This is a genomic window from Kitasatospora sp. NPDC088134 (assembly GCF_044741705.1).
Lineage (GTDB): Bacteria > Actinomycetota > Actinomycetes > Streptomycetales > Streptomycetaceae > Kitasatospora.
The window spans coordinates 13,890-32,133 of sequence record NZ_JBIUTD010000029.1 but is presented as its reverse complement, the minus strand read 5'-3'; the positions used below and the strand labels follow the sequence as shown (position 1 = coordinate 32,133).

General features: G+C 73.8%; 17 protein-coding genes. 2 read left to right on the top strand and 15 right to left on the bottom strand.

All coding sequences use genetic code 11. The features are described 5' to 3' along the window. Positions 1-64: 64 nt before the first annotated feature. The 15 genes from ACIOHG_RS31730 to ACIOHG_RS31660 form a co-directional block, all read right to left on the bottom strand. Positions 65-2,398 (bottom strand): beta-ketoacyl synthase N-terminal-like domain-containing protein, encoded by a 2,334-nt coding sequence (locus tag ACIOHG_RS31730; RefSeq protein ID WP_400955750.1) that lies wholly within the window; start codon positions 2,396-2,398, stop codon positions 65-67. Beyond that, positions 2,398-3,432: an aminomethyl transferase family protein gene (locus ACIOHG_RS31725; RefSeq protein ID WP_400955749.1), complete on the bottom strand. Its 1,035-nt coding sequence runs from the start codon at positions 3,430-3,432 to the stop codon at positions 2,398-2,400. Before ACIOHG_RS31725 ends, ACIOHG_RS31730 begins: the two co-directional genes overlap by 1 nt. A 36-nt stretch (positions 3,433-3,468) precedes the next feature. Then, positions 3,469-5,490 carry a GNAT family N-acetyltransferase gene (locus ACIOHG_RS31720; RefSeq protein ID WP_400955748.1) on the bottom strand — a complete coding sequence of 674 codons (2,022 nt, stop codon included), beginning with the start codon at positions 5,488-5,490 and terminating at the stop codon, positions 3,469-3,471. 43 nt (positions 5,491-5,533) lie between these two features. After that, positions 5,534-6,067, bottom strand: coding sequence for a 3-hydroxyacyl-ACP dehydratase FabZ (gene fabZ, locus ACIOHG_RS31715; RefSeq protein ID WP_400955747.1), 534 nt, complete (start codon positions 6,065-6,067; stop codon positions 5,534-5,536). Positions 6,068-6,069: 2 nt separating this feature from the next. Then, positions 6,070-6,360 (bottom strand): acyl carrier protein, encoded by a 291-nt coding sequence (locus ACIOHG_RS31710; RefSeq protein WP_099901454.1) that lies wholly within the window; start codon positions 6,358-6,360, stop codon positions 6,070-6,072. Between the two features lie 50 nt (positions 6,361-6,410). Then, on the bottom strand, positions 6,411-7,163 hold the full coding sequence (gene fabG / locus ACIOHG_RS31705) for a 3-oxoacyl-ACP reductase FabG (RefSeq protein ID WP_400955746.1): 753 nt from the start codon (positions 7,161-7,163) through the stop codon (positions 6,411-6,413). After that, positions 7,160-8,188: a 2,3-diaminopropionate biosynthesis protein SbnB gene (gene sbnB / locus ACIOHG_RS31700; protein ID WP_400955745.1), complete on the bottom strand. Its 1,029-nt coding sequence runs from the start codon at positions 8,186-8,188 to the stop codon at positions 7,160-7,162. The genes fabG and sbnB overlap by 4 nt, the downstream gene beginning before the upstream one ends. Next, positions 8,185-9,237: a 2,3-diaminopropionate biosynthesis protein SbnA gene (gene sbnA, locus ACIOHG_RS31695; RefSeq protein WP_400955744.1), complete on the bottom strand. Its 1,053-nt coding sequence runs from the start codon at positions 9,235-9,237 to the stop codon at positions 8,185-8,187. The genes sbnB and sbnA overlap by 4 nt, the downstream gene beginning before the upstream one ends. Beyond that, complete coding sequence (locus tag ACIOHG_RS31690) at positions 9,234-11,567, bottom strand: lantibiotic dehydratase (RefSeq protein ID WP_400955742.1); 2,334 nt, start codon at positions 11,565-11,567, stop codon at positions 9,234-9,236. Before ACIOHG_RS31690 ends, sbnA begins: the two co-directional genes overlap by 4 nt. After that, on the bottom strand, positions 11,564-12,769 hold the full coding sequence (locus tag ACIOHG_RS31685; RefSeq protein ID WP_400955740.1) for a PLP-dependent aminotransferase family protein: 1,206 nt from the start codon (positions 12,767-12,769) through the stop codon (positions 11,564-11,566). Before ACIOHG_RS31685 ends, ACIOHG_RS31690 begins: the two co-directional genes overlap by 4 nt. 13 nt (positions 12,770-12,782) lie before the next feature. Next, positions 12,783-13,025: a phosphopantetheine-binding protein gene (locus ACIOHG_RS31680; protein WP_400955739.1), complete on the bottom strand. Its 243-nt coding sequence runs from the start codon at positions 13,023-13,025 to the stop codon at positions 12,783-12,785. Beyond that, a complete protein-coding gene (locus ACIOHG_RS31675; protein ID WP_400955737.1) occupies positions 13,006-14,541 on the bottom strand; it encodes a class I adenylate-forming enzyme family protein in 1,536 nt (511 codons plus the stop codon). Before ACIOHG_RS31675 ends, ACIOHG_RS31680 begins: the two co-directional genes overlap by 20 nt. Beyond that, complete coding sequence (locus ACIOHG_RS31670) at positions 14,528-15,475, bottom strand: ACP S-malonyltransferase (protein WP_400955736.1); 948 nt, start codon at positions 15,473-15,475, stop codon at positions 14,528-14,530. Before ACIOHG_RS31670 ends, ACIOHG_RS31675 begins: the two co-directional genes overlap by 14 nt. Positions 15,476-15,591: 116 nt before the next feature. Further along, on the bottom strand, positions 15,592-16,386 hold the full coding sequence (locus ACIOHG_RS31665) for an ABC transporter permease (RefSeq protein ID WP_400955735.1): 795 nt from the start codon (positions 16,384-16,386) through the stop codon (positions 15,592-15,594). Continuing rightward, complete coding sequence (locus tag ACIOHG_RS31660; protein WP_400955733.1) at positions 16,386-17,279, bottom strand: ABC transporter ATP-binding protein; 894 nt, start codon at positions 17,277-17,279, stop codon at positions 16,386-16,388. The genes ACIOHG_RS31665 and ACIOHG_RS31660 overlap by 1 nt, the downstream gene beginning before the upstream one ends. 252 nt (positions 17,280-17,531) lie before the next feature. Here ACIOHG_RS31660 and ACIOHG_RS31655 point away from each other — a divergent pair, with 252 nt between their 5' ends. Both ACIOHG_RS31655 and ACIOHG_RS31650 read left to right on the top strand, forming a co-directional pair. Beyond that, entirely contained in the window at positions 17,532-17,786 is a 255-nt protein-coding gene (locus ACIOHG_RS31655; protein WP_400955732.1) for a hypothetical protein, read from the top strand. Then, entirely contained in the window at positions 17,786-18,178 is a 393-nt protein-coding gene (locus tag ACIOHG_RS31650; RefSeq protein WP_400955730.1) for a DNA-binding protein, read from the top strand. Before ACIOHG_RS31655 ends, ACIOHG_RS31650 begins: the two co-directional genes overlap by 1 nt. Positions 18,179-18,244 lie beyond the last annotated feature (66 nt).

Genomic DNA, 18,244 nt, shown 5'->3' with positions numbered 1-18,244 from the left:
GAGCTCCGACGGCCCGTCAGGAGTGTTTCGGGCGTTGCCCGTCCGGCTGTCCGCAGGGTGTTCATCAGGCCCTCGCGTCGAACACCGCGGCGGCGTAGGAGCCGCCGTAGGCGAAGCTGGAGAGCAGGAGGCGGCCGGCCGGGGCCTCGCCGGCGAGGGCGGCGACCAGGCCGAGGGCGCCGGCGGAGCCGTAGGTCTCGCCGAGCAGGGCCTTGGGGGTGCGGGTGGGGCGGTCGGCGAGGCCGGCCAGGGCGAGGGCGCGGGACTGGGCGAGGTCGACCAGGCGGTAGCCGGAGGCGGCGGAGACCACGGTGTCGATCTGCCCGGGGGCGCTGTCGGCCTCGGTGAGGGCGCCGCGCAGGGCGCGGGCCCAGGCTTCGCCGTCGCGGCCGATCCGGCCGATCCCGGCCGCTTCGCCGGAGGCGCCGAAGCCGCGGACGTCGGCCAGCACGCCCGCGCCGCGGGCCGCGGCGGAGCTCTCGGACTCCAGCAGGATCGCGGCGGCGCCCTCGGAGAGGACGGTGCCGGTGCCGCCGCCGGGGACGACGTGCGGGGTCTTCGCGTAGCCGGGCAGCCGGGCCTGGGTGGCCAGGGCCTGCTCGGGGAACTCGTCGGCGACCACGACCATGATCCGGTCGGCCATGCCGCGGGCGATCACCCGGGCGGCGAGCTGGAGCGCGAGGACGGAGCTGGTGCCGCCGTTGGCGATGGTGGCGGTGTAGCCGCGGTAGCGGTGCAGCATGGCGACGTGCCCGGCCGCGGCGTTGACCACGGTGTTCGCGAACATCGCCGGGTTGGCGCCGGTGATGCCCTGCTCCAGCACGCCCCGGTGGAAGTTGAGCACCGAGGTGACGGGGCCGTAGCCGGTGGCGAAGACGATGCCGGTGCCCTCGGCCTCGGCCCGGGAGGGCTTGCCGTGCCGCTCGTAGAGGTCGCCGACGGCGCCGGCGGCCAGGATGCCGAGCGGGTCCATCCGGCGGGCCTTGCTGGGGTTGAGGCGCTTGGTGACGGCCTTGACGTCGATCCGGCCGATCGGGCGCTCGCCGACCCCGTCGACCTGCTCCAGCAGGTCGAAGCCGACCCGGCCCGCGGCGAGCGCGGCGGTCAGTTCGGCGGTGGACCCGGCCGAGCCGGCCAGGCCGGCCACGCCGGTGACCACGACGTGCTGGACGGGCTGCGTGCGGCGGGCCGAACGGGCGGGCCGGCCGGGCTTGTTGAGCACGACGGTGGCGTTGTTGCCGCCGAACGCGAAGGAGTTGGAGGCGACCACCTCGAGCGGCGCGGGCCGCCCGTTGTCCGGGACGATGTCCAGGCCGAACGGGGAGGCGGTGCCCCGGGTGTTGACGGTCGGCGGGATGACGCCGCGGTCGATGGCGAGGGTGGAGACGATCGCCTCGACCGCGCCGGCCGCGCCCAGGGTGTGGCCGAGCATCGACTTGGTGGAGCTGGCGGGCGGCACCTCGGCGCCGAACAGCAGCTTCACGGCCTTGGGCTCGGACACGTCGTTGGCGGGGGTGCCGGTGCCGTGCAGATTGACGTAGTCGACGTCCTGCGGGGCGAGTCCGGCGGTCTCCAGGGCCTGGGCCATCGCGGCGGCCGCGCCCTTGCCGCTGGGGTCGGGGGCGGTCTGGTGGTAGCCGTCGCAGGAGAGGCCGTAGCCGCCGAGTTCGGCGAGCGCGGCGGCCCCGCGGGCGGCGGCCCGCTCGGCGGACTCCAGGACCATGAAGCCCGCGCCCTCGCCGAGGGTGAGCCCGGTGGAGGCGGACATCGGCGCGCACGGCTCGGGGTCGAGCGCGCCGAGGGCGGAGAAGCCGTAGGCGGAGAGTTCGGCCAGCGGGTCGACACCGCCGCAGATGACGTGGTCGACCTCGCCCTTCCAGAGCAGTTCGGCCGCGTAGCCGAGGGCTACGGCGCTGGCCGCGCAGGCGTTGGAGAGCACGATCCGCGGGCCGCGGAGGTCGAACTCCGCCGCGATGTAGTCGCCCACGCACGGGAGTTGGGAGCCGGCCGCGGCGACGGCGTCCAGCTTGCCGTCCTTGACCAGGTCGCGGTGGACGCTCTCCAGGGTGGGCATCGCACCGAGGCTGGAGCCGACCACCACGGCGACCCGGTCGCGGTCCACGGTGTCCAGGTCGAGGCCGGAGGTGCGCAGTGCCTCGCGGATCGCGGTGGCGGCGAGGGCGTAGCAGCGGTCGAGGTCGGCGGGCTGCTCGGCGGTGACCATGCCGGCCCAGTCGGTGAGCAGCTCGGTGGTGTCGAAGAGGGTGTTGGTCTTGATGCCGGAGACGCCCTGGGAGATGGCGGCCCAGCTCTTCTCGGTGTCGTCGCCGGCGCCGGTGATCAGGCCGAGGCCGGTCAGCGCGATGCGCTCGGTGGTGGGGGCGGTGTGGTCGGTCATCAGTGGATCCGGGTGGTGAGCGAGCGGGCGATGACGCGGGGCTGGGTGACGGTGCGCAGCGGGGTGACGGCACCGTCCGCGGCGGTGGTCTCCAGCTCCAGGCCGGGGACCCAGAACGGGGCGTCCAGCAGGGCGACGGCGAGTTCCTCGTCGGCGTTGGCGGACGGGGCCTGCCAGACCAGGGTGCCGACCTGCTGCCCGCCGGCGGTGACCGGGGTGCCGGCCGCGAGGGCGGTGCCGGCGGGGGCGGCGACGGCGGTGATCCGGGCGGTCCCGGCGGTGGGCTTGACCAGTTCCTCGGAGCCCTGGAACTCGCCGATCCGGTTCCAGTCGACCATCCAGGCCAGGTCGGCCTCGTGCACCGGCAGGCCGGCGAAGCCCGCGCTGTAGACGGCCATGCCGGCCTCGGCCTGGACCCGGGCCAGGCCCTGCTCGCCGATCTCGGCGCCGCCCTCGGCCTCGACGGCCTCGACGGCGGCGGCGTGGCCGGCCTCCGGGGCGTTGGAGAGCAGCAGGTAGCCGTACTCGCCGGTGGTGCCGACCCGGGCGAGGTGGGCGAGCGCGGCGGGCTCCGCGGCGATCGCGGCCTCGGTGACGCCGTGCAGGGTGAGGCCGGAGATGTCGAAGTCGACGAACTTCGCGGCGGCGGCCCAGGCGTTCGGGCCCTCGAAGGCGCTGGCGCCCCAGCCCTCGGGCTCGACCTCGACGGTGGCGTCGGCGGGGGTGTCCAGGGCCGCCAGGTAGGCGGTCAGCTCCTCGGCGGTGACGGGGGTGCGGGGCAGCAGCCAGGAGTCGTCGCCGATCTCGAAGTGCAGCAGGATGGCGAACGGCGTGCCGTCGGCGTTCAGCGCCAGGGCCTCGCGGACGCTGTCCGGCTCGACGTACTCGCTGGACTTGGCGAGGAAGAGGTCGAGGAACTCGTAGCGGTCGCCGCCGGAGACCCGGACCAGCGGGGCGGTGATCCGGTAGGCGCCGATGGCGGTGCGGACGGTGGTGTAGTCGTCCTGGGCGGTGCGGGCGGGAGCGGTGGTCATGGCGGTTCGTTTCCTTCCGAGTGGGGTGACGGTGCGTCAGATCGCGGGTGCGGGGTGGACGGAGAGCTGCCAGGCGGCCTCGGTGGCGGCGGCGGCGCAGCCGACCAGCAGCCCGGCGGAGGTGGTGCGCAGGACGATCTCCTGGGTGCCGGCCGGGCCGGCGGGGGCGAGGTGCAGCCACTGGCCGCTGCCGAGCCGGATCGCGGCGGCGCCGGCCCAGACCTGCCGGAAGTCGCCGGTCGCGAGCTCGCGGCGGCGGCCGGCCGAGTCGATCACCACGGCGGTGTCGGCCGGGGCGTCGGGGGTGAGCCAGAGGACGATCTCCTCGTCGGCGCCGGGGGCCTGGATGTCGATCCGGACCGGTTCGGCGGCCTGCTCGGGGGCGGTGACCTCCCAGCTGATCCGCTGCTGCGGGGCAGCCAGGCCGAGCGGGTGCTTCTGCTCCCACTCGCGGTCGGCGGCGACGCCCCAGCCGAGGCCGGTGGCGGGGCTGTGCCGGTGGTGCTCGCGGGTGACCCAGGCGCCGGCGCTCCAGTGCGGGTTGCAGCCGAAGACCCGGCTGCGGGGGGCGGGGCTGCGCAGCACCTTGGCGCCGTTCTCGGTCCAGCCGGTGATACCGCCGGCGGTGGCCTGCACGGTCAGTTTCCGCTGCCCGTCGGCGGGTTGTGCCGCTTCGGGGGTGCGGGCGGGGCGGTCGGCGCCGGTGCGGAGCTCGGTGCGCAGCCGGACGGTGCCGTCGGCGTCGGGCTCCAGGTGGCGTTCGACCAGGGTGGCGGTGATCAGCCGGACGGGGTGTCCGGCGGGGAGCAGGACCCGGTGGGTGCCGTCGGTCCAGGCCAGCGTGGAGCCGGCCGGCGCGGTCTGTGCGGCCGCGACCACCTCGGAGGTGTCGCGGACGCCGAGGCCGGTGCCGATCGGGTGCTGCCGGGCGGTGCCGTCGGGGTCGGTGAGGGTGAAGTCGCCCTGGCGGAGTCCGACGGTCTGGAACATCCGGCCGGGGCGGGTGGTGAACTCGAAGTCCTGGCCGAGGACTCCGTCGTGCAGGGTGAGGGTGCCGGTGACCCGGTTGCCGCCGGCCCGCTCGGTGACCCGGACGCCGTGCTCGACGGGGGTGATCTCCAGGTCGCGGGCCTGGCCCTCGCGCCAGCCGGCCGAGCGGTCGGCCTCGGCGCTGGGCCAGGTGGAGACGAACACCGGCCCGTGGTGGCCCTCGGCGTGCACGGTGAGGGTGCCTTCGGCGGCGTCGAGTTCGGCGGTGAGGCCGTGGTCGCCGAAGCGGTGGGCGGTGGCCGTTCCGGGGGTGCGGATCTCGTAGGGCGGTTCGGCGATCCGCAGCGTCCGGGTGCTGCCGGCCGGGTCGGTGAGCTCCGCCGCCAGCATCAGGCCGCGGTCGACGTCGATGGTGGCGGTGAGCTGGAACTCGCCGAGGGCCAGAGCGTAGGCGACGGTCCGGATTCCGTCCACCACCCGTACGTCGGAACGGAGTTCACCGTCCCGGCCGTCGGTGACGTTGCCGAAGCTGCTGAGCCGGCCGAGCGCCGCGACGGCCTCGGGGCCGAGGTCGTGGAAGACGCTGCGCAGGATCAGCGGGATGTAGTTGTGCAGTTCGACGTTGCCGTCCTCGCCGGGGACGGTCTCGCCGACGGAGACGCAGCCGACCCGCCGGTAGAGCTTGAAGGCGACGGTGTTGGCCGGGTTGACGGTCAGCCGGAGCACCAGGCAGCCGCAGCGCATCATCCATTCGACGGCTTCGGTGAACAGCCGTCCGGTGATGACGCCGTTGCGGTAGGCCGGGGCGACGAAGAACATGTCGGCGATCAGCTCGCCGGCCCGGGCGGAGCGGCGTCCGGTGCTGTGGAACAGCCCGAACGTGCCGACCACCCGGCCGTCGTCGGCCGCGATCAGGAACGTCGCGGTGTCGCGTTCGGCGAGTTCGCGTTCCAGTTCCTCGCCGGTGATCCCGCCCGCCACCGGGTTCGGGTTGTCGCGGTGACGGTTGTAGAGCTCGGCGATGTCATGCGCGTCGCCCTCCTGGTACGGGCGGATCGTGATGGACATTCCACACCTCCTTGTCTGCTGCTGGTGGGCGGGTGACGCCGGGTCAGCCCTTGCGTTCGGTGGTGACGATCAGCGAGCCGGCGGCGGCCAGCTCGGTGCCGACCGAGGCCCGGACCGAGACCGAGCGCAGGCCGCCGAGCTTCTGGCCGAGCTTGGCGTCCAGGGTGAGCTGGTCGCCGGGGACGACCAGCCGGGAGAACTTCATCGAGCTGATCGAGCCGAGGTAGCCGACGCTGGCCGAGGGGTCGGCGGGCGCGTCGCCCTCGGCGGGGGCCGGGGCTTCCAGCAGTTCGGCGACGTAGACCACGGCGACCAGCTGGGCCATCGCCTCGACGATCATCACGCCGGGCATGATCGAGTGGTCGGGGTAGTGGCCGGCGAAGAACGGCTCGTTCACCGAGACGCTCTTGACGCCGCGTCCGGAGACGCCGGGGACCACGTCGTAGGCGCGGTCGATCATCAGCATCGGCCAGCGGTGCGGGAGCATCCGCTTGATGTCGTCGGAGGAGTAGGCGAAGGTCTTCGGCTTCTCCTTGGCCGCCGTTCTGGCGGGCGCGGGCGCGGGGGCGATGGTCACGGTCAGACCTCGCGGGCTTCGATGAAGTCGACCAGGGCGTTGATGGAGCCGAAGGCCTCGAAGTCGTCGTCGCTGATCAGCACGTCGTACTCGTTGTTGATCATGACGACGATCTCCAGGGTGTCCAGCGAGTCCATCTCCAGGCCGCGGCCGAACAGCGGCTGGTTGTCGGAGACGACCTCGGCCTCGGCGTCCAGGCCCAGGCGGTCGATGATCATCGACTTGATCTTGAGGTTCTTCTCCAGGCGCTGCTCGGCCTGAGCGCGGACGTCCTCGAAGGTGGCGGTGGACATGGTGGTGCCTCTCTCTGTGGGTTGATGGAACGTCAGTTCGACCGTGGGGGTCAGCTGTAGAGCATCCCGCCGTCGACGGTGAGCACCTTGGCGGTGATGTACGAGGCCGCCGGGCTGGCCAGGAAGACCGCCGCCTGGGCGACCTCCTCCGGGGTGCCCATCCGGCCCAGCGGGATCGCCGCCGCGGCCTCCTTCAGCTGGGCGCGCGGCACCTTCTTCACCATGTCGGTGTCGATGAAGCCCGGCGCGACCACGTTGACCCGGATGTTCTTCGGCGCGCCCTCGTAGGCGAGGGTCTTCGCCATGGCGATCACCCCGCCCTTGGAGGCGGCGTAGTTGGCCTGGCCGACCCGGCCGGCGATGCCCGAGGTGGAGGCGATGAAGACGATCGCCCCGCCGCTCGCGTACATCTGCTTGGTGGCCTCCCGGGCGGTCAGGAAGGCCCCGGTCAGGTTGGTGGAGATCACCTCCTGCCACTTGGCGGCGCTCATCGCCGCGAAGTGCCCGTCGGCGGTGATGCCGGAGTTCAGGACCGCGACGTCCACCCCGCCCCAGGCGGTGCGGATCTCCTTGTACATCGCGGTGACCTGCGCCTCGTCCGAGACGTCGGCCCGGACCAGCAGGGCCCGGCGGCCCAGGCCCTCGATCTTCTCCGCCAGCTGCTCGGCCTTGCCGGCGCTGGAGCGGTAGTTGAGCGCCACGTCGCAGCCGTGCTCGGCGAGCTGCAGGGCGATGGCGGCGCCGATGCCGCGGGAGGCGCCGGTGACGACCGCCCGGGTCCCTTCGGTGAACAGTCCGGTCATGCCAGGCTCCCGGCGAGGTTGGAGGTGACCTTGTGGGTGCCGGGGTCGAAGCCCTCGACCTCGGTGCCGAGCCCGGTCCTCTCGGCGGCGGTCAGCACCGCCTCGGCGACCGCGAGGTCCAGCACGCCCAGCCCGAACGGGGAGAACACCACGGTGCGGGCGGCGGGCGGCTCGACGGTGCCCTCCAGCAGCGGGCCGATCTCGGCGGTGACGAAGCGGCGGTGGCCGGCCCGCTGCTCGGCCCGGTGCAGCGAGGTCTGCTCGCGGATCGCGTGGTCGGCGTCGTCGACCACGTTGGCCGCGCCGAGCACCGAGTCCACCGACAGGTCGCGCAGCGACAGGTGCAGCACCACCTGGCCCTCGGGCCGGTCCGGGTGGTCGGCCAGGTCCAGCCAGTACGAGGAGTCGGTGGTGGCGATCGACACCGTGTCGGCGCCCAGCGCCCGGCCGAGGCCGACCGCCCGGAACTCCACGCCCGGGTGCTCGGCGGCGAGTTCGGCCGCCGACACCTCGGCCCGGGCCGGGAAGGCGTCGTGCAGCAGCACCGTCTCCAGCTCGGGGTGGACCTGGGCCAGGAAGTGCACCACCCGGTGGTTGATGGTGCCGCAGCCGACCAGGCCGACGGTGCGGACCGGGCGGTCGCCGTTCAGCACCTTGGAGCCGAGCGCCGCACCGGCCGCGGTGCGGACCGCGGAGATCTGGCTGCCCTCCATCAGGGCGACCGGGTAGCCGGACTCCAGGTCGTTCAGGATGCACAGCGAGCTGGCGCGCTGCATGCCCCGCTCGACGTTCTCCGGGAAGGAGGAGATCCACTTCAGGCCCATCACGGGGGCCGGTCCGCCCAGGTAGGCCGGCAGCGCGATGATCCGCGAGCCGTCCCGGTGCAGCGGGCGCAGGAAGGTCGAGAAGGGGAGGTCGGACTTGCCCTGCCCGTGCAGCACGTAGGCGGTGCGGACCAGGTCGACGATGCTGCCGTCGAGGCCCTCCAGGGCGGTGCGGACGTCCTCCCGGCCGAGGATTCTCACGGCGCGGTCCTTTCTTGGTCGGTCGGCAGGTACTGCCGGAGGTAGGACTCCACCCACTGGTCGTCGTAGATGGTGTCGAGGTAGCGGTCGCCGCCGTCGGGGAGCACGGCGACGCAGGAGCTGCCCGGCTCGATCCAGGAGGCGGCCTGCAGCAGCGCGGCGATCACCGCGCCGGAGGAGCCGCCGGCCAGGATCGACTCCTCGGCCAGCAGGCGGCGGCAGCCGCGGATGCACTCCGAGTCGGTCACCTTGACCACCCGGTCGGCCAGGCCGGGGCGCAGCAGCGCGGGGACGACCGCCGCGCCGTGGCCGGGGATGGTGCGCTTGTGGCTGGACTCCCAGGGCTCCGGCGGGCCGAAGATCACGCTGCCGACGGCGTCCACCGCGACCACCCGGGTCGGCAGCCCGCGGTCCTGGACGTACTCGGCGCAGCCGCGCAGGGTGCCGGTGGTGCCGGCCGCCAGGAACAGGTAGTCGGGGGCGCTGGGGAGGGCCTCGACGATCTCGCGCATGGTGGTGTGGTGGGCGCGCGAGTTGTCCTCGTTGGCGTACTGGTTGGGCCACCAGGCGTCGGGGACGGTCTCCAGCAGGTGCCGGACCCGGGCGATCCGGGCCGGCAGGAACTCGCCGGTGGCGGGGTCGCGGTGCTCGACCAGTTCGACCCGGGCGCCGTAGGCCCGCATGATGGCGAGGTTCTGCGGGGTGGTGCGCGGGTCGACCACGATGACCAGGCCGAGCCGGTGGAAGTTGCAGAGCTGGGCGAGCGCGATGCCCAGGTTCCCGGACGAGGACTCGACCACGGTGGAGACGCCGGGGACGATCCGGCCGGTGGCGATGGCCTGTTCGATCATCGACTTGGCGGCCCGGTCCTTGATGGAGCCGCCGGGGTTGAAGCGCTCGCACTTGGCGTGCACCTGGAAGCGGGCGGGCGGGAAGAGTCGGTCCAGCGCCACCAGCGGGGTTCTGCCGATCGTGGCGACGATGTCGGGGTCCGACGGGCGGTGCGGGTGGACCCGCGCCCCGGCGCCGTCGGGGACGAGCACGGTCATTCCGGCACCTCTCGGCTGATCTGGAGCCGCAGCTCACTGACGTAGCGCTCGCCGTCCGCGTCGGGCAGCCAGGACTCCTCGGGGGCCGGCAGCGGCTCGCTGACGGTCACCCCGGCGGCGGGGTCCGACTGGACGGCCCGGCGGACGAGGTTGGCGAAGGAGAGCACCAGCACGGGGCTGGTGAAGTCGACCAGGGACGGCTTGGTCTCCTCGGGGAACTTCACGAAGGCCCGGTCGGGCAGTCCGTGGTCGGCCACCCAGCGGCGCACCGCCAGGTAGTCGCGGTGCCGGTCGGGCTTGGCGGGCAGGGCCAGCGGGGCCAGCGGCACCCGCCAGGTCTCGCGGAACAGCACCAGGTCGTCGAGGGTGACCCGGGGGGCGTGCGGGCGGTCCAGGCCGATCTTGAAGGCGTCGCAGGCGATGATCGAGATCAGCACCGCGAGCAGTTCGGAGAGCGAGCGGGACCGGCCGTCGGCGGTGGTGGCGGTGACCTCGCCGTCCCGTTCGGCGAGCGTGATGGAGACGGCGGGCTCGATCCGCTCCCGCTGGTCGAACGGGGCGCGGGTGAAGCCGATCAGCCGGTCGCCCTCGCCGATCGGGGCGGGCACCATCCGGCCGCTGTTGCGCTTCCAGCCGACCGGCAGCAGCGGCACCAGCCGCTCCGCGCCGATCGCCCGGTTGACCTTGTCGCGGACCGAGCCGCCGCCGGCCGTCCAGTCCAGGAACGGCAGGTCGAGGGTGGCCAGGCAGGCGTGCATCTCGCCGAGCACCACCAGGTGCGTGCCGGCGTTGACCTCGTCGACCGAGCGGGCCACCACCTGGAGGTCGGGGCTGTGCACGGCCAGGTGCGGGGAGCGGACCGGCCCGGTGGCGAACACCGCCCGCGCCCGGTCCAGGATCCGGTCCACCTTCAGGTCGACCCGGGTGGCGCCCTCGGGCACCTCCCCGATCACCTCCCGCCACTTCAGGGCGAGTTCGCGGACGGCCTGCTGCACGGGGTGGTTCTGCTCGCCCCAGAACAGCGCCAGGGTCTGCGGCCAGACGTCGGCCAGCGTGACGGCGCCCGGCTGCCGTCCGGCGGCCTTCCGGACGAATCCGGCGACCTCGGCCTCGACCAGTTCGGCGAGCCGGTTGCCGAACCAGTCGGCGGCGTCGGCGACCAGGGCGAGCGGGGCGGCGATGCCGTCCAGGAAGTCCCGGCCCAGCTCCATCCGGCAGTCCCGCAGCGCGTCCTGGTAGCTGAGGGTGCGTCCGGCGTACGCCTTGCCCTCCTCGCGGGAGGCGGCCTGTCCGGTCACCTCGACGAAATAGGCGTCCAGCGCGTCCAGCGCTTCGACCAGCTGCTCGGCGCTCCGGGCCTGTCCGATCTCGCCCTTCAGCCGGGCGAGTTCGGTGATCACGGCGTCGTAGCGGACGAACAGCGCGGGATCGCCGATCGCCGCGACCCGGCGGCGCAGCACCTCCTCGGCCCGGACGTCGACCGGGATGTTGGCGTCCCAGCCGAGCACCCGCTGGCGGAGCAGCCGGCCGAGCACCTTGTCCACCCGCTGGTGGGCGGTGCCGGGCTCCCAGCCGTGCTCGGCGATCAGCAGTTCGGTGATCCGCTCGGCGTTGCGGTCGCCGTCGGCGAGCCGCAGCACCTGGACGTCCTCGGGGCGCAGCCGGACGGTCTTGCGGTTGGGCAGGACCAGCTGCTCGCCGTCGAGCTGGACGTCGGGGCGGAGCACCGGCGGGAACCACCAGCGGGCGCCGGGCTCCTCGGCCATCCGGTCGGCGATCGCGGCGACCGTCCAGCGTTCCAGGGCGGTGTGCGAGGCGGCGACCAGGCCGGGGCCGTTCTCGATCGCCACGGCGCGGTCGGTGCGGCCGACGCCGATCCAGGCGGCGGGGCCGAAGAAGCCGATGGTCTCGGCCTTGGCGCAGTAGCGCAGCCAGTACATGGCGAGGGTGCGTTCGCGCTGGCGGCGCTTGGCCTCCTGGCCGCCGGGGGCGGCCAGCGAGTCGAGCAGGCGGAAGAAGGTGCGGTTCTGCCAGGCGACGGCGAGCCGGAGCTTCGGGTCGGCGGCGAGGGCGGCCAGGGCGGCGCTCTCGCGTTCGGCGTCGGCCCGGTAGGCCGCCAGGAACTCGGCGGAGGGGCCCTGCCGGGGGTTGCTGCGGGCGGCGGCGGCCGGGGCGCGGGTGCCGCCGACCAGGTCGAGGCCGGAGACCGGGAAGCCGGCGTTGCGGAGCAGTCCGACGCCCCAGACCTTCCAGTCGGTGCCGGCCAGCGGGTGGCGCGGGCCGAAGTCCGCCCAGTCGGCGGCGGCGGCCTCGGCGACGGGCGCGGTCATCCGGCCACCGCCGTCAACTCGCCCGCCGGGGAGGGCTGTTCGGTGAGCGCGCCGGCCAGTCGGCCGACCGCCTCGGTGATCTTCTTCCGCGGGACGTTGCTGAAGCACAGGCGCAGGCCGTCGGCGTGCTCGCCGTCGATCGAGAAGTGCCCGCCGGGGACGACCGAGACGCCGCGGTCGGCGGCGGCCCGGGCGTAGGGGCCGGCGTCGGCGCCGTCGCGGTGGCGCAGCCAGAGGTAGAAGCCGCCGCCGGGGCGCTGCCAGTGCCAGGGGCTGTCGGTGCCGAGTTCGGCGTCCAGGGCGTCGGCCATCAGGGCGCAGCGCTCGCGGTAGCTGTCCCGGAAGCGGTCGATCAGCTCGCTCCAGCCGGAGCGGGAGTAGTAGGCGGCCAGCGCGCCCTGGGCGAGCGCGGAGGGCGAGAGCGAGATGATCTCGGCGACCCGGGCCAGGTCGTGCCGCAGGTGCTGGGGCGCGGCGATCCAGCCGGAGCGCAGGCCGGGGGCGAAGATCTTGGAGAAGGTGCCGAGGTAGACCACCTGCTGCGGGTCGAGGGCCTGGAACAGCGTGGTGGTGGTGCCGTCGAAGCCGAGCAGGCCGTACGGGTTGTCCTCGACCAGCAGCAGGTCGAGTTCGCGGCAGGCCGCGAGGATGGCGGCGCGGCGCGGGACGGAGAGGGTGGCGCCGGTCGGGTTCTGGAAGGTCGGGTTGGTGTAGAGCATCCGGACGGTGCGTCCGGTGGATCTCAACTCCCGCACGGTGGTGCGCAGTTGCTGCGGGTCGAGGCCGTGCTCGTCCTCGCCGGCGGCGTGCAGGTCGAGGCCGGCGGTGCGGAAGGCGGCGGTGGCGCCGGGGTAGGCCGGGGTCTGCACCAGGATGGTCTGGCCGGGGGCGCCGAGGGCCAGCGCGACGGCGGTCAGGCCCATCTGGGAGCCGCTGGTGGGGATCAGGTTGTCGGCGTCGGCGTGGCCGTCCTCACGGGCCATCAGGTCGGCGACGGCGGGGACGAGGGCCTTGGCGACGTGCGGGGTGGTGTACTGCAGGGCGAGCTTGCCGCCGAGCCGGACCAGCCGGGAGAGCTGGTTCGATATCGCGTCCAGCGGCAGGACGTCCAGGTCGGGCAGGCCGCCCGAGAGGGAGATGACGTCGCCGCCCCGTTCGAACAGCTTGGGCAGTTCGGCCGCGGGTCTGGTGTCGGTCCACATGGCTGACGGTCCTTCAGGCCCGGGCCGGGGCCGCGGCCCAGGTCTGCGCGTAGCGGAACAGGCCGGCCGGGGAGGCGAGCGCCGGGTCGGCGAGGGCGTCGGGGTCGACCTCGATGCCGAACTCCTCCTCCACGGCCATCACGAGCGCGATGGTGTGCAGGGAGTCGACGCCCAGGTCCACCAGCGGGGTCTCGGAGTCGGTGACCTGCACGGAGCAGATCCGCTCGACGAGCTGGTCAAACTGTGACTGGTTCATGGCTGCTCCTCGGGGTGGTGGTGGTCTGCGGGGCGGTGCGGTCGGGGCCGGCCGCCTGTTCGGCGGCCTCGACCAGGGCCTTCGCGGCGGCCCGGTCGGGCTTGCCGTTGGCGGTCAGCGGCACGGTGTCGACGGCCACCACCCGGTCGGGCATCCGGCTGTGGTCGAGCCGGGCGTGCAGCAGGGTGCGGACGGCCTCGGGGGCGAGGCTGCCGTGCACGGCGAGCAGCAGCGGGGCGCCCTCCGGTTCGGGGCGCAGCGCCACGGCGGCGGTGACGCCGGGGATGCGCTCGGCGGCGTCCTCGATCTCGGTGAGCGCGACCCGCATGCCGCGGCGCTTGATCACGTCGTCGTCGCGGCCGACGAAGTAGAGCCGGCCGTCCTCGTCGAGCCAGCCGTTGTCGCCGGTGTGCAGCTCCAGCGAGCCGTCGGGGCGGCGGACGAAGCGCTGCTGCGCCTCGATCGGGATGCCCCAGTAGCCGGCCATCACGGTCGGTCCGGAGACCACGATCTCGCCGGTCTCCCGGGGGCCGAGCACGGTGCCGTCGGGGGCCAGGATGCGGACCCGGTCGCCGGGGATCGGCGGGCCGACCGAGTCGGGGTGGGCGGCGTACTCCTCGGGGTCGAGGATGGAGATCCGCTTGCACTCGGTCATGCCGTACATCGAGGCGAACTCGGAGCCGGGGAACAGCTCCAGCAGCTCGGCCGTGACGGCCCGGCCGGGGCGGGCGCCGGTGTTGGTGAACAGCCGGACCTTGGTCGGCCGGTGCAGCTTGCCCTGGAGCAGGGTGAGGATCTGCGCCAGCGAGGGCACCAGCGGGACGACGGTGACGCCGGTGCGCTCGATCAGCCGGAGCAGGCCCATGTCCTCGCTGCGCCGGGCCAGCACCAGGGTGCCGCCGACCAGGGTGGACAGCAGGGCCTGGTAGAGGCCGTAGTCGAAGGAGAGCGGGAGCCGGCAGAGCACCACGTCCTCCGGCGCGTAGCCGAGGCAGGCGTTGATCGCGTCGAGGGCGGCGAGCATCTGCCGGTGCGGGCAGACCACGCCCTTCGGGCGGCCGGTGGTGCCGGAGGTGTAGATCAGCAGGGCGACCGCGTCCTCGTCGACCTCGGCGCGGTGGCCGTCCTCGGCGCTGGCGAGGACCTGCTGCCAGGCCGGCTCGACGTCCACGGTGCGGGCGGCGCGGCGGCCGGCCTCGGGGCGGCAGACCGCGAGGGCGGCCCCGCTGTCGGCCACGATGTGGTCGATCTGGTGGTCCGTCAGGTCGGGGTGGACCGGGACGAAGATGGCGCCGATCCGCAGGGTGGCCCAGAACAGGGCCAGGAAGGCCCGGTCGTTGCCGCCGGCGTACACCACCCGGTCGCCGGCCGCGAGGCCCTGGCCGCGCAGCCAGCCGACCGCGCGGTCCACCGCGACCCCGAGCCGCCGGTACTCCAGGGTGCCCTGGGCGTCGATCACGGCGGGGTGGTCGGCCCGCTCGGCGAGCGGGTATTCGAGCAGGTCAGACACCGGCATGGACGGACGCTCCTCGGCTGGCGGGGGCGGTCAGCCGCTCCCGGGCCCGGGCGGTGTCCCGGGCGGTGGTGACGGACAGGACGTCGAGCTCGGGGTGCTGGCGGCGCAGGATGTTGGCGAGCGTCTTGGCGGGCGGCAGCGAGACGGTCAACTCGGGCCCTATCTCCGCCAGTTGACGGAGACACAGATCCCAGCGGACGGGGTTGACCAGCTGGTGCACCAGCCGCCGGCGGATCTCCTCGGGGTCGTCGACGGCCGTGCCGTCGGCGTTGGAGAGCAGCCGGTGGACCGGCCGGGCGAAGGCGGTCCGGGCGGCGGCGGCCTCGAAGGCCAGCCGGGCGGACTCCATGTACGGGGTGTGGAAGGCCCCGGCGACGCTGAGCGCCTTGACGGTGGCGCCGGCCGGCGGGGCGGCGGCGAGCCGGGCCAGGGCGTCGGCGGCGCCGGCCGCGACGATCTGGCCGGGCCCGTTGAAGGTGGCCGGGTACAGGCCGGCCTCGGCTATCCGCTCCAGGACCTCGGCCTCCTCGCCGCCGACCACGGCGGACATCGAGGTCTCGGCCTCGGCGCAGGCCGCGGCCATCGCCCGGCCGCGGACCGCGGCCAGCCGGACGGCGTCGGCAGGTTCGAGCGCTCCCGCCCAGACGGCGGCGGTGAGTTCGCCGACCGAGTGGCCGGCGGCGACCGCCGCCTCGGGCGGGGCGGCGTCGCGCAGCTCGTGGTGGGCGAGCAGTCCGGCCGCGACCAGCAGCGGCTGGGTGTGCTCGGTGCGGGCGATCTCGGTGGCCGGGGCCTTGGTGCCGAGGTGGACCAGGTCGGTGTCGGCGGCCTCGGACCAGGCCCGCACCCGCTCGGCGGTGTCCGGGTCGCGCAGCCAGGCGGCCAGCAGGCCCGGGGTCTGGGAGCCCTGCCCCGGTGCGATGAATGCGAACATCTGTTCTAACCCCCTTTCGGGTGGGACCCGCGCCCGTCGGACGGACGCCGGACAGCTCTGTGGACGGGTGGGACGGGTGCTTCGGCTGGGACGGGTGGGACCGGTGGACGGGAGCGCTACGGGCGGCCGGTGGACTTGGCGAACCGGCGCAGCGCCAGGAAGGAGAACCCGGCGAACCAGGCCAGCAGGTTGAACACCGCGCCGGTCACGCTGGAGTGCTCCCCGTGGAAGGAGAAACCGTCGTTCAGCGGGTACCGGGCCAGCGTCGCCACCCCGTACAGCGGGGTGTAGCGGGAGACCTCCAGCATCACGCCGCTGAGCGGGATGAACAGGTTCCCCAGGAAGGCCAGCGCCGTCATGGTCAGGCCGGGCATGTGCATCACCACGTCGGGCTTCATCGCCAGGCCCATGCCGATGCCGAGCGCGGCGAACACCGCGGACCCGACCCAGGCCACCAGCAGCGACACCACCCAGACGCCGGCGCTCGCCTGAGCACCCGTCAGCAGACCCAGCACACCCACGATGGCGACCGGCACGCCGGCCATCAGCACCGAGCAGAGCACCTTGACCAGCAGGTACCCGGGCGGGGCCAGCGGGCTCATCGCGATGGTGCGCATCCAGCCCGCGGACTTCTCGACCGAGATGGTGGCGGCCGAGCTGACCGCCGCGGTGGCCGCGCCGTACACCGCCTGACCGATCATCATCCAGGCGGCGAAGTTGCCGTGCGGCAGCGTCGCCCCGCCGGACGGGGCGGTGCGGTACAGCGCCAGGTAGAGCACCGCGGGCAGCAGCAGCGTGAAGATCGTGGTCTGCCGGTTGAACCGGCGGCGCAGCTCGTAGCGGACGAAGGTCGGGTTGACCCCGTTGAACAGCGGGGTGCGGGCGGCGGCGGGCGCCGCGACGGCGGCCATCAGGGGTTCTCCTTCGCGGGGGCGGGGTGGCCGTTCTCGGTGAGGGCCATGAAGGCCTCCTCCAGGCTGCGCGGCGCCACCTCGATCTCCCGCGCCGAGGTCTCCCGGACCAGCGCCTTCAGCAGGGCGTCCGAGTCCGTGCAGGTGAAGTAGGTGCGGTCGCCGCGGACCGCGCTGGAGCGCACGCCCGGCGTCCGGGACACCAGGCCGGCCTCGTACGGGCTGAGCAGCGCCGAGACGGTCCGGCCACTGGTCGCGGAGCGGATCGCGGAGGTCGGGCCGTCGGCCACCACCGCGCCCTTGTCGATCATCACGACCCGGTCGGCGAACCGGTCCGCCTCCTCCATGTAGTGGGTGGCGAACAGGACCGTCATGCCGCGCGCCGCGTCGTCCCGGACGGCCGTCCAGAAGTCCCGCCGCGCCACCACGTCCATGCCGGCGGTCGGCTCGTCCAGCACCAGCAGGTCCGGCCGGGAGAGCAGTGCCAGCGCGAAGCGCAGCCGCTGCTGCTCGCCGCCGGAGCAGGACGCCACCCGGCGGTTGCGGAGCTCGGTGATGTTCGCCCGGGCCATGCAGCGCTCCGGGTCGGCCCCGGGGTGCAGCGAGCCCAGCATGAGCACGGTGGCCTCGACCGTCAGGTCCGGCAGCAGCCCGCCGGACTGCAGCACCGCCGCCACCCGGCCGGCCCGCACCGCCCGCTCGGGCTCCTGCCCGAACAGCCGCACCTCTCCCTCGTCGGGCCCGGTCAGCCCGAGCAGCATGTCGATGGAGGTGGTCTTGCCCGCGCCGTTCGGCCCGAGGAACGCCACCACCTCGCCCCGCCGGACCTTCAGGTCCAGCCCGTTCACCGCGGTGAACACCTCACCCTTCGCGGTGGTGAACCGCTTGACCACGCCGCTGAGTTCAGCCGCCAGGGGTTCTGACGCCGTCCCCCTCGACGTCGTCCGGTTCTGGTAATCGATCATCATCCGAGTCCTCACGGTTCGGCGGAGGTTCGCCTCTTGTGAGCACCACTCTCCCGGCGTCCCCTATCCCCCCGAACCGGCCCGCCTATCGCCCCCCTATCCCGACTCCGCACACGCCCGATGGCCACCCGCCCGCCCGAACCCGCCCGAAGTCCTACCACCAGCGGTAGGATGAAGAGCATGAGTGGTAGCAAGAAGTATTCGGTCAGCCTCCCCGAGGATCTGGCGGAGACCGTCCGCAGCCAGGTCGGCCCCGGCGGTTTCTCCGCGTACGTCGCGGAGGCGCTGGAGCACCGGGTCGCGATGGACCGGCTGCGCGAGACGGTCGCCGGCTTCGAGGCGGACAACGGGCCGCTCACCCGCGAGGAGGTCGACGCCGCCCGCGCCGCCCTGCGCCACGACCGGTCGGCCCGGGCCGACGACGCGGCAGCCTGATGCCGGGCACCCTGCTGCTGGACAGCGAGGGCCTCTCCCGCTACTACCTGAACGATCGTCAGGTCCTGGCGTTCGTCCAGGCCGCCGTCGAGGAGAACGTCCGGGTGGGCACCACGGCGATGACCGTGATCGAGGCGGACTGGTCACGGGTCCGACCGGCCCGGATTCGCTGGGCCCTCTCCCGGATCGACGTGCACGACGTCACCCGCGGGATCGGCGACCGGGCGGCCGCGCTCCTTCGCGACCACGGGCTGCACGGCCACAAGTACGCGATCGACGCCGCCCTCGCCGTGATCGCCCGCTCGGCCGTCGGACCCGTCACTGTCCTCACCTCCGATCCGGAGGACCTCACGCTGCTCTGCGGACCCCGGATCTCGGTCGTCGCGCTCTGAGTCCCGCCGGGACCGCCGAACTCCGGCTGGGCTGCGGACCGTTCCGGGAGACTGCCCGTCAGGAGC